Source organism: Celeribacter sp. HF31 (assembly GCF_011806455.1).
GTDB lineage: Bacteria > Pseudomonadota > Alphaproteobacteria > Rhodobacterales > Rhodobacteraceae > Celeribacter.
On sequence record NZ_JAATOT010000001.1, the window covers coordinates 1 to 15,007 of the forward strand.

A 15,007-nucleotide genomic window follows, 5' to 3' on the forward strand; every position below is an offset into this window, starting at 1 on the left:
GAAGAGCTGATGAACACGGTCTTCCCGCACCCGACGATGTCGGAAATGATGCATGAATCCGTGCTCGCCGCCTATGGTCGGGCGCTGCATATTTGAGGGGATGAGGGTGTCAGGCGTCTTGCATGTAAAGCGTCAGACGCTTGGCCGCGTTCTTGAGATGGGACGCCGCCGCCTCACGCGCGCGCTCGGCATCTCCGGCCTCGATGGCCGCGAAAATGGCGCGGTGTTCGTCCTGCACAAGCTCGGTCAGACCCTTGCGCGAGCTGTTGGTGCGGGCCTGTCGGATCAGGTGTCGGACGCGATTTTCCAGAAACGCGCCGAAAGAGATGAACAGGTGATTGCCGGTCGCCTTCAGAATTTCGGAGTGAAAGGCCATGTCCTGTTCGATGCCGTTTTCGCCGCGCGCGATGGCGGCGTCGATGGCGCTAAGAGCGTCGCCGATGGCGTCGAGATCCGCCGAGCTGCGCCGTTGCGCGGCCAATGCGGCGGCGGAGGCCTCATGGGCGAGGAGGAATTCGAAGACGCGTTCGATTTCTTCCTTGTCGTCCAATTCGGTGCGGGCAAGGCAGAACGAAGCTTCGGGCAATTCGTCGACCACGAAAATGCCGCGGCCTTGGTAGCTTTGGACGATGCCGTCCTGTTTGAGGGCAAAGATCGCTTCGCGGATCACCGCGCGGCTGACCCCGAAGGTTTCGCCCAAAACGGCCTCGGTCGGCAGGCGTTCGCCCGGTCGAAAGACATTCTGTTCAATCTCGCGGCGCAAAATATCGGCCACTTTGCTGGCGTAACTGCGCGGTGGGGAAAGCTTATGCTTTGGGCCAGAGGTTTGGCGGGCAGAATTTTGGGGTCCAGAAGATTTCTGGCCTGTCGGAGGAGGCATCGGACATCCGTTGGTTCGCTGCGGGTCTGTGCAATTTAGGGTGGAGCGACATCGGAAGGCAAGTTGGTTGTAAGTTTTTCAACTTATCAGCTTGTCAGACAAATTTGCGTTTTGTAACGTTACGTCATGCGAAGCCGCCATTGGGAGATTGGCAGCACGCATAAGGGAGGACATATCATGACTGAGACCGCCGCGCGCAAAGCGACGGGGCCCGCGTGGCCGCGCCTTGGGTTGACCCAGGAAACCATCGTATTTTTCATCGCCATTGCGTTCTTCGCCGTCTTCGCCGTGACGCTGCCGGGCTTTCTGGCCTCGGACAACCTGTTGTCTTTGCTGCAGAATGTCTCTGTCTTGGGTATTCTGGGCGTGGCGATGGGGATTGTCGTGATTGGGCGGGGGATCGACCTTGCCATGGTCGCCACAATGGCGATGTCCACCGCCTGGACGATTTCGCTGATGAACGCCGGTACAGATGCCGTGAGCGCCGTGCTTTTGGGGCTGGGTTTTGCCGCCGTGATCGGCATCGTCATGGGCATTCTGATCGCTTACGTGGAAATCCCGGCGATCTTTGCCACGCTCGCGATGTCGACGGTGATCTACGGCTTTGGCCGCCTCGCGCTTGTCGATCTCGATGTGATCTACGTGCCTGAAGACGCCGACTGGCTGCGCGCACTCTCCGGCTCTGTGGGCGGCGTGCCGCTTCCGGTGATCTGGTTCGGGCTTGTGGCGCTTTTGGCCTATGCCTTTCTGCGGTTCACCCGGCGTGGGCGCTACATCTACGCCATGGGCGACAACTATGAAGCCGCGCGCATCACCGGCATTCCGGCGCGTCCGATGACGGTGCTGCAATATCTGCTGTCCTCCGTGATTGCCTTTGGCGCCGGGATCATCACCGCGTCTCTTCTGGCGACCGTGAACATCCGCGTTGCGCAATCGACCATGGTCTATGACGTGATCCTTGTGGTCGTGCTGGGCGGGATTGGTCTGAGCGGGGGCAAGGGCGGCGTGCGCAATGTCATCGTCGGCACGGTTCTGATCGGCATTCTGCTCAACGGCATGACCATCATGGACCTGTCCTTCACGCTTCAGAATCTTGTGAAGGGGGCTGTGCTTTTGGTGGCGATCATCGTCGACAGTTTCGTGAACCCGCGCGACGAACAGACCGCGCAGCAAGGGGACATCTGACCAAACATCAAAGACTTAAATGACGCTCTAGGACACGAGGGAGGAACTCATGAAGGGCATTTTGAAAGGCGCGCTGATGGCGCTGACACTGGCGGGGGGAGCCGCACAGATCGCGCAGGCCGAACAATTCGACGACGGTCTCGCGCCGCACTATTACAACTCGCTCAAGGATAAGAAGGTGGTCTTCCTGCCGCTCGCCATGAGCTTTGATCTGCCGCAGGTCTGGGCCGAGGGCATGCAGACCCAGGCCGACCGTCTCGGTTATGAGCTGTCGATCCGCGATCCGAATTGGTCCAGCGATGTGGGCGCGCAGGCACTGACAACGCTGATCAGCGAAAAGCCCGATCTCATGGTCGTGCACAACCCCGACATGCAGGTCTATGCCCGCCTTCTGGCGCGTGCGCAAAAGGCCGGGATCAAGGTCATTCAAATCAACCTGAAATCGGTCGCCACCACGGACGCCTATGTCGGTGTGAATTGGTACGAGGTGGGCGAGCATCAGGCGACGATGGCGATCAACGCCTGTGCGCCCGAGGCGGGTGGCAGCGGCAAGATCGCGATCATGCAGGGCACGCCGACGAACCCCAACAACGCCATCACAATGAGCGCCATCGAGGACGTTCTGGCCAAGCACCCGGAGATCGAAGTGGTCTCCAGCCAGTCCGCCGACTGGGACGCGACCAAGGCGCATTCCGTCGCCTCGACGGTGATCAAACAGAACCCCGATCTCTGTGGCTATATCGGCCTGTGGGAGGTCATGGACGCCGGTGTCTCCGCCGCGATCCGCGAGGCGGACAAGGTGGGCGAGATCAAGTTGTTCACCAATGGCGGCGGTCAGAAACCGGCCTGTGACAGCCTCGCCAATGGCGCTTTCACCGGCTACGTCAGCTACGACGCCTTCGGTCAGGCCCGCGATCTCACCAATGCGATTGCGCAGGTCATGCAGTCCGATCTCGCACCGGGCGAGGCGCCCTATGCGCTCTACACCCCGATCCGCGATCTGACCAAAGACACGATGCGCGACGATTCCTGCTGGACCATGGACGACGTCGCCAAGGCGCCGTTCTAATCCACGACTTTCCACTCACATGACGTCTGACGTGCGGCCCTACGGGGCCGCGCAAGGGCGCACCTCATTTCGAGAGGGTTTCCGATATGTCCGTCTCCGACACCTATGCAAAGTGGCGTTATCGCTCCGTGCCGGATCACCTCCTGGGCGAGGTGCTGTCCAAGAACTGGATCGACAATGCGATCCCCTTTGCCTTCCTTTTGATTGTCGTGGCCCTCTTTGGCTCGCTGATCCCCGGCTTTCTCAGCCCCGCAGGCTTTTCCGATCTCGCCCGCCAGCTGGGCGAAGTGGCGCTGATTTCCATCGGGCTGGGGCTTGTGATGCTTGCCGGCGGGATTGATCTCAGCGTGGGCTCGACCTTTGCCATGGCGAATTTCGTCTCTCTGGCGCTGATCAATTCTCTCGGCTGGCCGGTCTGGGCCGTGGTGCCCGCCGTGCTCTGCGTCGGCGCCCTTATCGGTCTGATGAACGGCATCCTGATCGGCTATTTGCGCCTTCGCGCCTTTCTGACCACGCTCGCGACGCTGATCATCGTGCGCGCCATGGTCGATCTTTTGATCCTGAGCTATGCCCGCGAAGTGGCGATGAGCATGACCATGTCGGAGGCCTGGTTTTACCTCGGCGAAGGCTTCATCCTCGGCATTCCGGTCAACTTCCTGTTGCTGGTGGCGGTGGCCATTCTCGTCCACCTCGTGCTGTCACGCATGCGCTTTGGCTGGCACATCCTCGCCGTCGGCGGCTCGCGCCGTTCGGCTTACAATGCCGGGATTTCGGTGCGCCGCACGGTCTGTGCAACCTATGTGATCTCCGGCGTCATGGCCGCGATGGCGGGGATTTTCTACGCCGCCCGTCTGGGCAGCGTCGGGCCGGACACCGGCATCGGCCTCGAAGTCACCGTGCTGACCGCCTGCGTCTTGGGCGGGATCAGCCTCGGCGGCGGGCGCGGTTCGGTGTTCAAGGCCTTCATTGGCACCGTCATCGTGCTCATGGTCACCAACAGCCTCATCCGCCTCAACATGCCCTCCGGCTCGACGCCTCTGGTGCTTGGCATGCTTCTCTTGCTCGCCGTGGCCGTCGATATCCGCTGGGTCAAGAACCGACACAAACTTCTGTCGCGGGTCTATGTCTCGCCGACCTATTTCGACCTGCCCGAAGACCCCTCTGCCAATGTCGACGCCACCTCGTCTTATGCGCTCAACGACAAGTTCCGCGATGTGACGGCGATCGGTCTGGGCGATCTCGACGGGCCGGAAGATATGATCTTCGACTCGAACGACAACCTCTACACCGGCGGGCGTCAGGGCGACATCATGCGCTTCTTTGCCCCCGATTACACCCGTTCCGAGGTCTTCGTGCATTTGGGCGGCTTCCCCTTGGGCCTCGCGATGGACAAGGACGACAATCTGCACGCCTGTGTTGCGGGGATGGGCCTCTACATGGTCACGCCCGAGCGCGAGATCAAATGTCTCTCGGATGAGACCAACCGCAGCCTGTTCTCGATCATCGACGATTCACGCATCCGAATGGCCGACGATCTCGACATCGCCGCCGATGGCCGGGTCTATTTTTCCGAGGCCACCATTCGTTATGGCGTCAGCGACTGGGCTGTGGACGCTTTGGAGGCACGCGGCAACGGGCGCATTCTGGCCTATGATCCGAAAGACGGCTCGACCCGCACGGTGCTTTCGGGCCGCGTGTTCCCGAATGGCATCTGCATGGTCGATGATGGGGAATCTCTGTTGTTCGCCGAAACATGGGCCTGCCGCATCAGCCGGTTCTGGTTCGCGGGCCCCCGCAAAGGTCAGGTCGAACCGGTGATCGAAGACATTCCCGGCTACCCGGACAACATCAACCGCGCCTCTGACGGCACCTATTGGGTCGCGCTCGCGGGCATGCGCTCGCCGGCCTTCGACCTCAGCCTCAAAATGCCGGGCTTTCGCAAACGTATGGCGCAGCGTGTCGCCATGGACGAATGGCTCTACCCGAACCTCAACACCGGCTGCGTGCTCAAGATGACTTTGGACGGCACAGTGACGGAGTCGCTTTGGGACCTGAGCGGCGAGGCGCATCCACAGATCACCTCGATCCGCGAACATAAGGGCGCGCTCTATCTGGGCGGCATCAACAACAACCGGATCGGGCGTTATGAACTGCCCGAGGCGGACCAAACCTGGACCAGCCAGAACGAGTATTGGGGGCGCACATGATCACGGCATTCAAGCGCGTATTCGACCGGGTGACCGGCGCGGGCGAGGCGGCGGTGACCGTGCCGCCGATGGATGGGGCGTTCAAGGCCAACATGGCGCTGGAGAACGCGCCCGTGTGGGCGGAAATCCCGACCCCGGACAATCTCACGCTCTGGCGGGGCGCGGTGTATCTGTCGAGCGGGCCGGTTCTGTACCGCAGCGACACGGGAGGCCAGTTGACCGAAGTGGCCCGCTATGAGGCCGCGATCACGGCGCTGGCGGCGGGGGATACACTGGCCGTGGCCGTCGCAGGGCGGGGCGTGATGCTGCGCTCTGAGAGGGGCGAGACGGAACTGGTTTCTCCGCGTGCCTTCAGTGGCGCCGGATGCCTCACCGCGATGAGCTTTGCCAAAGACGGCACGCTTGTTCTGGCCAGCGGCTCGACGCGTCATACGCCCGAAGACTGGGCGCGCAACCTGATGGAACGCCGCATGGACGGCGCCGTCTGGGCGGTCAAACCCGGTGAGCCACCGCGCCGTTTGGCGGAAGGTCTCGCCTGGCCTTCCGGGCTGATGTGTCAAGAGGACAAGGGCCGCGTGATCGTGTCCGAGGCCTGGCGCAATCGCCTCATCGCGCTGCCGATGGTCGGCGGGGGGCCCGATGTGGTGCTCGACAACCTTCCGGCCTATCCGGGGCGTCTCATGCCGTCCGAGACTGGCGCTTACCTCTGTTGCTTTGCGCCGCGCAGCCAGCTGATTGAATTCGTGTTGCGCGAACCGGCCTATCGCACGCGGATGATGGCGGAGGTGCCGCCGCAATTCTGGGTCGCGCCCGCGCTGCGCTCCGGCGACAGCTACCGTGAACCGCTTCAGGGCGGGGCGGTCAAACAGTTGGGCATCCTGAAACCCTGGGCACCGACGCGCTCCTACGGGCTTTTGGTCGCGCTCGATCAAAGCTTTTTGCCGCGCCGCAGTTTCCACAGCCGCGCCGATGGCACCCGCCACGGCATCACCAGCGCCTGCGCCACGCCTGAGGGCCTGCGCGTCACCTCTTACGGCGGCGACGTGGTGTTGACCCTGCCGGATGAAGTCCAAAAAGGAGAGCAATCATGAGCGCCCCTTTGATTGAAATGCAGAATGTCTCGAAGGACTATCGGGGCGTCTTTGCCGTGCGCAATGTCGATTTCAACCTGCACGCCGGTGAAATCCACGCCCTTCTGGGCGAGAACGGCGCGGGCAAGTCGACCCTGACCAAAATGATCGCGGGGGTGACCCGACGCTCCGAGGGCGAGATCCTTTTGGACGGCACCTCGATCAACTTTGCGACCCCCGCCGAGGCCTTGGACAACGGCATCGCCATGGTGTTTCAGGAGACCAGCCTCGTGCCCTCGATGACCGTGGCGCAGAACCTTTACTTGGGCGAAGAGAAACTCTTCAACCGCCTGCGCGGGCTCTACATTGCTGCGCAGCAATTCCTGTCGTCTCTGAACTTCAACGTCGACCCTTGGGCCAATGTCTCGATGCTGGGCGCGGCGCAAAAGCAATTGGTCGAGATCGCCCGCGCGGTGCGCCTCAACGCCCGTGTCATCATCTTCGACGAACCCACCGCGACGCTCACGCCGGAGGAGAAACACTATTTCTTCTCGCTCATCGAACGGCTGCGCCAGCGCGGTGTGTCCATCGTTTTCATCAGCCACGCACTGGAGGAGGCTCTGGCGATTTCCGACCGGATCACCATCCTGCGTGACGGCGAATTGGTGGCCTCCGACACCACCGACACCTTTGATCGCGACAGCATCATTGGCCATATGGTCGGGCGCAGCCTCTCAGAAGAGCTGTTCTATCACAAACACTCCGAAGACGGCGCGCGGCAGCCTGGCAAAAAGGTGCTGAGCGTCGAGAACCTGTCGATGGGGTCCATGGTGCGCAACACCTCCTTCTCGCTGTACGAAGGGCAGGTGACGGGGCTTTTCGGGCTGATCGGTTCGGGGCGGACCGAGACGGCGAAGATCATCTCCGGCGTGCTCAAACGCAATTTCTTTCACGGTGGTGAGCTGCGCTATATGGGCAAATCCGTGCGCTATCGCCAGCCGCATAAGGCGGTGATGGATGGCATCGTCTACGTGACGGAGGACCGCAAGGCCGAAGGCTTTTTCGACCAGATGTCCATCGCCGAGAACATCTATATGGGCGACATCGTGACCAACCCGCCGCCCGCGGGCCTGACCACCGCAGGCGCGCAACAGAAGATCACGGAGGAATGGTCGAAGCTTTTGCAAATCCGGGCGATCAATCCGAATGCAAAGATCGTCGAACTGTCGGGGGGCAACCAGCAAAAGGTGGTGATCGCGAAATCCCTGACGCAAAAACCCAAGCTGGTGATCTTTGACGAGCCGACCCGGGGTGTGGATGTGGGCGCGATTGCGGAGATCCACAAGGTGATCCAGACCCTTGCCGACAGCGGCATCGCGGTTCTGGTGATCTCGTCCTACCTGCCGGAAATTCTGGTGATCTCTGACCGGATTCTCGTGAGCCGTCTGGGGCGCGTGGTCGAGGAATTCAGCCCCTCTGATGCCACAGAGGAAAAGATCATGTACGCGGCTGTGCACTGATCTTGCTCATCTAAGTATTTGAAATAAAAAGCCCCATCCCGCCGTTGATATGCGTCATTGCGGGATGGGGCAAAATGGTTAAACTTATTCTATGGGCCTTTGCCATGCGTGGCGGGGCGGTGACAGCATTGTCACGCAGGTCATGGACTGGCCCCGGGAGGGAAAAACCATGTCCATATATCACACAAAAACATCTGTAAAATTGCGCCATTCGCGCGATGAAAACATCTATCGTCGCGCATCGCGCGGCCAAACTTGGACCGCACGTGCGGCGCTTTTGCTGGGCGCCGGGCTGTGTGTGCTCGGGGCCGCCGCAGTGGCGCAGACGCCCGCGTCCTTTGATCTGGACGCGGCGCAGACCGCGCTTTGGTCAGAGCCCGACGCCGATCAAATCGCAACGTTGCAAGCCGATCTCGAGGCCGCAGCCGCCTCAGGCGATGTCGCCGCGCAGCATCTGTTGGGGCAACATCTGCTCAACGGTTGGGTCCTGCCTCAGGACGTGCCGCGTGGGCTGTCGCTGCTTGAAACGCTGGCTGAAACGGGCCATGTCGGCGCCTTGACCGATCTGGGTCAGGCCTATCTTTGGGGCACAGCTTTGCCCGCCGATCCGGATGTCGCCGTGCCCTACCTGGAACGCGCCGCAACGAATGGCGGCACGGAGGCACAGCGCATTCTTGGTGAGCAAATGATCGGCGGCTGGGTGCTTCCGCGTGATGTCACGCGCGGTCAGGCCTATCTCGATCAAGCCATCTCTGGCGGCGATGTCGAGGCACGGATCGCGCTCGGCAAACTCCAGCTTTACGGCATCGGGGTGCCCAAAGACGAGGCCGCAGCACTGGCGCAATTCGAAGCCGCCGCAGAGGCCGGTAACGGCCACGGATTGGCCGCCTATGGCGACGCTCTGATGTGGGAGTTCACCGACCCACCGCGCGCCGAGGCCCTGCTGCAACGTGCGGGCGAAATGGGCGCTTCTGAGGCTTGGGTCTCTCTGGCGCGGGGGGCGATGTATGGCTACCTGGGCGGCGGGTCCGTGTCGCGGGCGAAATTCGACGGCTATGCGGAAAAGGCGCTGAACGCGGGCGAGGAGGACGTCGCGGTGCTTGAGGCCACGCGCCAGATGTGGGGTATCAACATGCGCGCCAGCGGGCCCGAGACGATTGCGATCCTGCGAGAGGCCGCCGAGGGTGGCAATGCCGCTGCCGCGCGGTTCCTGATCGCGCTTTTGCGGGACGGCAACGGCTTGAACCTGCGCCGGGACCGCGCGGAGGCTGCGGCGGCGCTCGACCAGTTCGGCCCGCTTCTGTCCGACAAGGAGCAGGCGCAATATGCGTTGACGCTGCGCGCGGCGACTGCGCGCACGCCCAAGGCCTATGCGCCCGTGGCCGCCGATTACGCGGCGCATCCCGAGCTGCATTCCGGCTGGTTCGCGCAGGAGCTTTTGAAAGCCAATCCCAATGTCGCGGTTTATATCCTGCAAAAGCAATTCGCCGAAGAGGGCCTCTACCGGGGGGCGTTGGATGGCTTTGCGACGCGTCAGACATTGCGCGCGGTCTATAAGGCCTGCCTCGGGTTGGAGCACCCCGAACGCTGCAACGACAGCGTGATGCGGTCGGACATTATGGGCGCGCTTCTGGTGAACTGACGACGCATCGTCGGGTTCCGGACGGGATCAAGTGCCTGCTTCCCTAGATCGGGGGGGCCGGTGTCGGCTGTGGCTGTGCATGTCTCCAAACTATCGTCATTTGATTTTCAGTTTGCCCCTGCCAAGGCATCTTTGGGATCGGGTGCGTCAGCGTCTGTGACTGATTCTTGCGTGCCCACGGGATAAATCTTTTCAAAAATTTTAACCAAGATTCTCGCCGCAACATTGATAGCGCATGACAACCATTGGGATGAAAAGTGAAACATATACATCCTTAAGGTTGTGCATATCAAACGAGAACAACTTAGGGGAGCTAAAATGCCTTAAAAGTTGCTTTGTGTCATGGCGCGCTGATGTAAGTTAACGGATACTTAACCATCCAGCGACCCGTCGATGGACTATCCAAGTTGACCGGCTCGTGTCGCTGAGAGTGACAAGGAGGGAATACTATGGGGGGAACCAGAATATTCCGGCCGAATTTCGAAAAACTCGAAACAGGCGCGACGGCAAAAACGGTCGTCATCGCTGGCGGGGCTGGGTTCATTGGATCTAATTTAAGTCATCGTTTGATCGCAGAGGGCAACAGGGTCATCTGCATCGACAATATGGAAACGGGGCGCCACGAGAATATCGCAGGGCTTCTGACGCATCCGAATTTCGCCTTTTTCCTACATGACATCCTGGACCCGTTCCGCATCAAGGGGCCGGTCGACCGGATTTACAACATGGCGTGCCCGGGCTCGCCGCCGAAATACCAACGCGACCCGATCCACACCTTCAAGACCTCTGTGTTCGGTGGGCTGAACCTCTTGGAAGTGGCCGAGGAAAAAGGCGCGCGCATCCTGCAAAGCTCAACCTCCGAGGTCTACGGTGACCCCGATATTTCTCCCCAGACAGAGACCTATCGCGGCCTCGTCAATACGGTCGGTCCGCGGTCCTGTTACGACGAGGGCAAACGCGGCGTCGAAACCCTGTTTCACGAGATGCATGAACGGCGCGGTGTCGACACGCGGATCGCCCGGATTTTCAACACCTACGGTCCGCGCATGGACCCCGAAGACGGGCGCGTCGTGTCGAATTTCGTGATGCAGGCGCTGATGGGCAAGGACCTGACGGTCTATGGCAACGGCGGGCAAACGCGCTCGTTCTGCTACATCGACGACCTGTTGAACGGGCTCACGGCCTTGATGGAGGGCGACGATCCTTTGGGCACGATTTTCGCCCCGGTCAACCTGGGCAATCCCGGCGAATTCACCATTCTGGAACTGGCAGAAACGGTGTTGCTCATGACCGGATCCCAGTCCGATCTGGTCTACCGCGATCTGCCGATCGACGATCCGCACCAACGCTGCCCGGATATTTCGCGCGCCAAATCCATCCTGGATTGGGAGCCGAAAATCCCGCTGAAAGACGGGCTCATCCCGACCATCGCCTATTTCAAAGGAGAGATCTCGGGGCGTCAGACCTTTGCAGCACGGAGTGTGGCGTGATGACAGAGCTTAAGCCCTCGATCCTCGTGACGGGCGGCGCAGGCTACATCGGCAGCCACGCCTGCAAGGCGCTTGCCCAGGCGGGTTTTCGTCCCGTCGTCTACGACAACCTCTCGCGCGGCCATGCCGATGCGGTCAAATGGGGCCCGCTCGTTGTGGGCGAGCTTCATGACACCGCGCGTCTGCGCGAGACGCTCCGGCGCGAGAACATCCGGGCGGTGATCCATTTCGCGGCGCTGGCCTATGTGGGCGAGAGCACGCAAGAGCCGGGGCGCTATTACGACAACAACGTCGGCGGGATGATTTCCCTTCTGGCGGCGATGCGCGACGAGGGCGTCGACAAGATCGTCTTTTCCTCGAGTTGCGCCACCTATGGCACGCCCGAGGCGCAGCCGATCACCGAAGACATGCCGCAGGTGCCGATCAACCCCTACGGGCGCACCAAGCTGATCTGCGAATGGATGCTGCAAGATGAGGAACAGGCCACCCGCCTGCGCCACGTCGCGCTGCGCTATTTCAATGCGGCAGGCGCCGATCCCGATGGCGAGATCGGCGAGCGGCATGATCCGGAGACCCACCTGTTGCCACTGGCCTTGTTAGCAGCTCAAGGCGGCGGTGAGGGTGCAGTGGAGCTGTCGGTCATGGGGACGGATTATCCCACGCCCGATGGCACCTGCATTCGCGACTATATCCATGTCACCGATCTGGCCCGCGCGCATGTTCTGGCGTTGGGGCATCTCATGGACGGGGGCGAGAGCCTTGCGCTCAATCTCGGCACCGGCGAAGGCCAATCGGTGCGCGATGTGATCGCCTCGGTCGAACGTGTCACGGGGGCCAAGGTGGCCTATCACGACGCCCCGCGCCGGGCGGGCGATCCGCCGGAGCTGCGCGCCGATCCCTCGCGGGCCGAGGCGAAGATCGGTTTTCGCGCCGCTTACCGCGACCTCGACACGATCACCGCCCATGCCGCGCCCTGGTTCGGGTTCGCGGAGTTTGAGCGCGCGCCTTTGGGAGTGAAGGACACAGGCTGATGACACGCCGCAGAGCCCATCCCGCGACCCTGAAACGCCCGATGCTGGCGCCGATGCTGCGCGGGTGGATGGCCGTGAAATATTATCTGATCGCCGGTCTCTGGATCGTCGCGGCGGGGTGGTTCTGGGCCTGGTGGCTGCAACCGCATCACATGGTCGGACCTCTGCGCTATTGGGGGGTGACGGCGGCGATGGTCTGGATCTGGGGGATGCAGCTCTACTTTGTGCTGATCTTCCTTCAGGCCCGCAAATCGGTGGCGCCCGACCCGCAGCCGGGGCAATGGCGCGTCGCGATGATCACCACGAAAACCCCCTCGGAAAGCTTTGCCGTGGTGCGCGAGACGCTGGAGGCGATGCTGGCGCAGGATTGTCCGCATGACACCTGGCTTGCGGATGAGGACCCGGATGAGGAGACGCGGGCATGGTGCGCGGAGCACGGCGTGAAGCTGTCGACGCGCAAAGGCGTGGAGGCCTATCACCAAGCCACATGGCCGCGTCGCACCCGCTGCAAAGAGGGCAATCTGGCCTATTTCTATGACCATTGGGGCTATGAGGATTACGACATCGTCAGCCAGCTCGACTCGGATCACGTGCCACAGCCCGGCTATCTGCGCGAGATGCTGCGGCCCTTCGCGGATGAGGCGGTGGGCTATGTCTCCGCCCCCTCGATCTGTTCGGCCAATGCCGACCGAAGCTGGGCGGCGCGCACGCGGCTGTATTCCGAGGCGGCGTTCCATGGCGTGTTTCAGGCGGGCTATTCGTCCGTCTTGACCCCGATGTGCATCGGCTCGCATTACACCGTGCGCACCAAGGCGCTGCGCGAAGCGGGCGGATTAGGGCCGGAGCTGGCGGAGGATCATTCGACCACCATGCTGATCTCGTCGGCGGGTTGGCGGGGCGTGCACGCGCCCGATGCCATTGCGATCGGGCAGGGCCCGGAAACGCTCGCAGACCTCGTGACGCAAGAATTCCAGTGGTCACGCTCGCTTTTGTCGCTGCTCCTGCGCTACACGCCGCGTTACCTCAAGCCGATGCCCCTGCGGCTCAAGTTGCTTTTTTTGCTGTGCCAAACGTGGTATGTTTTCTTTGCGCTGTCGATGGCGCTTATGTACCTTGTGCCGATCCTGGCGGTGACGTTCGATCTGCGGATCGCGGATGTCACCTATCCGGCCTTCGTCGGCCATGCCTTGCCCGCCATCGCTGTGATGTTCGTCTTTGCCTTGGCGATGAAAGCCGACGGGTTTTTGCGCCCCTTTAAGGCCAAGGTCTTCGCCTGGGAAACCATGCTTTTCGTGATGCTGCAATGGCCCTGGGTGTTCTGGGGCTGTGCCATGGCGGTGCGGGACCGGGTGACCGGGAAATTCGTCGATTTCCGCATCACGCCCAAAGGCGAGACCCAGGGCGCGCCGCTGCCCTCGCGGGTGATTGCCGTCTATGCCGTGTTGGCCATGGGGGCCGCGATCCCGGTGATCACCGTTTCCGATGTCCATGCCGCGCGAGGGTTCTATCTTTTGTCGCTGGTCAATACGGCGGTGTACCTGATCTTGCTGGCCGTGGCATTTCGCTCGGAACTTAAACGCGCGCGCGGAGTCCGGGAACATATTCGAAAAATACTGGCGCGCGATGTCCCCGTGTTGAGCCTGATCATGGCACTTTTGGGCACAGGGACCATACTGAGGGCGGAGGACAGTGCGAATGCGCTGGCCATCGGCCTCGAGGCGGTGGGAGCCGTCAAGGTGGAATACGTGGTATCCGGCGCCGGCATGGGAGGTGACGGCGGCATCCGGGTCCGTTTCACACCGTTTTGGGGCGAGGGGTCTCCACGCTCCACAGTCAGGGAGGGAGAACGATGAGACATGAGTTCATCAAAACCGTGAAAGCAATCCTCTATGGAACCGCGATGGCGACGGCTTTGACCGTCTCCGCCAGCGCGCAATCGGTGCCACCGGGAGAGCTGCCCTTTGGTGTTTATGACCCCGACGGGGACTTCGCCGGGTTGCAGCCCGTGGTGATCGAACACCTGTTCCTGCCTTGGGAGGACGTGTTCCTCGAAACCCTCTATGACGCCGATGACTATGCACAGGAGCGCAACCGCGCGCTTTTGGTGACGCTCGAACCCTGGACCTGGTCGCGCAGTGAACGCAACACCGCGCGTTACCTGCAAAGCGGGATCGAGAGCGGGCGCTATGACCCCAATATGAAAGCGGTTTGTGACATCCTCGGCACGCTGAAAAGCCCGGTCACGCTGCGCTTTGCCCATGAGATGGACGATGACAACGGACAGTTCATCTGGGCGGGCTGGGAGCCGGAGACTTATATCTCAAGCTATCGTCACATGATTGACGTCTGCCGCGCCTCCGCGCCAAATATCTCGGTGATGTGGTCGCCTCTGGGGGACGAAGGGATGGAGGACTACTACCCTGGCGATGACTATGCTGACATCGTGGGCCTGTCGGTCTTTGGACTTCAGGCCTGGGATCAGGCGAAATACGGCGGGGATCGTGGCTTTGACGACATCTTTGGTCCGCGTTACGAACGCGCCACGCAATTTGGCAAACCGATTGCTGTCGCCGAGCTGGGCTATGTCGGCACGGCGGACTATGTCGAGATGTGGAAAGACAGCGTGCGTGTGGTGAAAGAGGACTATCCGCAATTGGTCGGTGTGGTCTATTTCAACTACCCCGAGGTCTACCCCTGGCCCGAGGGCTTTGGGACGCCGGATTGGCGGATGAAGAACCAGATCCTCGAGTAAGGACGATGGCGCAGGCTGTGTGAATTTTCGAGAGATCGCGTGAATTTGTGGCGTGCGGAGTGAATTTCCGCACGCCACTTTTGTGTTTGGGCCGCTCAAATGCCGTATTTTCGCCGATTTCTGGACACGGAAAAGTAAGACTTGACCTCTAGGCTGGTTTG

General features: G+C 61.4%; 11 protein-coding genes. 10 read left to right on the plus strand and 1 reads right to left on the minus strand.

The annotated features are described in order from the left end of the window. Positions 1-109: 109 nt before the first annotated feature. Complete coding sequence (locus tag HCZ23_RS00005; protein ID WP_217703091.1) at positions 110-775, minus strand: FCD domain-containing protein; 666 nt, start codon at positions 773-775, stop codon at positions 110-112. Between the two features lie 282 nt (positions 776-1,057). Between HCZ23_RS00005 and HCZ23_RS00010 the strand changes: the two genes are divergently transcribed. The 10 genes from HCZ23_RS00010 (at position 1,058) to HCZ23_RS00055 (ending at position 14,846) form a co-directional block, all read left to right on the plus strand. Beyond that, complete coding sequence (locus HCZ23_RS00010; RefSeq protein WP_167599653.1) at positions 1,058-2,065, plus strand: ABC transporter permease; 1,008 nt, start codon at positions 1,058-1,060, stop codon at positions 2,063-2,065. A gap of 49 nt (positions 2,066-2,114) precedes the next feature. Continuing rightward, entirely contained in the window at positions 2,115-3,134 is a 1,020-nt protein-coding gene (locus HCZ23_RS00015; protein ID WP_167599654.1) for a sugar ABC transporter substrate-binding protein, read from the plus strand. Positions 3,135-3,220: 86 nt separating this feature from the next. Further along, a complete protein-coding gene (locus HCZ23_RS00020; RefSeq protein ID WP_167599655.1) occupies positions 3,221-5,341 on the plus strand; it encodes an SMP-30/gluconolactonase/LRE family protein in 2,121 nt (706 codons plus the stop codon). Beyond that, positions 5,338-6,432, plus strand: coding sequence for a strictosidine synthase (locus tag HCZ23_RS00025; protein ID WP_167599656.1), 1,095 nt, complete (start codon positions 5,338-5,340; stop codon positions 6,430-6,432). The genes HCZ23_RS00020 and HCZ23_RS00025 overlap by 4 nt, the downstream gene beginning before the upstream one ends. Next, the gene (locus tag HCZ23_RS00030) at positions 6,429-7,931 is read left to right on the plus strand and encodes a sugar ABC transporter ATP-binding protein (RefSeq protein ID WP_167599657.1); all 1,503 of its coding nucleotides are present in this window, start codon (positions 6,429-6,431) and stop codon (positions 7,929-7,931) included. The genes HCZ23_RS00025 and HCZ23_RS00030 overlap by 4 nt, the downstream gene beginning before the upstream one ends. 202 nt (positions 7,932-8,133) lie before the next feature. Beyond that, entirely contained in the window at positions 8,134-9,573 is a 1,440-nt protein-coding gene (locus HCZ23_RS00035) for a tetratricopeptide repeat protein (RefSeq protein ID WP_167599658.1), read from the plus strand. 449 nt (positions 9,574-10,022) lie between these two features. Then, entirely contained in the window at positions 10,023-11,063 is a 1,041-nt protein-coding gene (locus HCZ23_RS00040; RefSeq protein WP_167599659.1) for a UDP-glucuronic acid decarboxylase family protein, read from the plus strand. Further along, a complete protein-coding gene (gene galE / locus HCZ23_RS00045; protein WP_167599660.1) occupies positions 11,063-12,094 on the plus strand; it encodes a UDP-glucose 4-epimerase GalE in 1,032 nt (343 codons plus the stop codon). The genes HCZ23_RS00040 and galE overlap by 1 nt, the downstream gene beginning before the upstream one ends. Before the next feature lie 68 nt (positions 12,095-12,162). Next, on the plus strand, positions 12,163-13,947 hold the full coding sequence (locus HCZ23_RS00050; RefSeq protein WP_254869884.1) for a glycosyltransferase family 2 protein: 1,785 nt from the start codon (positions 12,163-12,165) through the stop codon (positions 13,945-13,947). Positions 13,948-13,994: 47 nt separating this feature from the next. After that, the gene (locus tag HCZ23_RS00055) at positions 13,995-14,846 is read left to right on the plus strand and encodes a glycoside hydrolase family 26 protein (RefSeq protein WP_167600267.1); all 852 of its coding nucleotides are present in this window, start codon (positions 13,995-13,997) and stop codon (positions 14,844-14,846) included. Positions 14,847-15,007 lie beyond the last annotated feature (161 nt).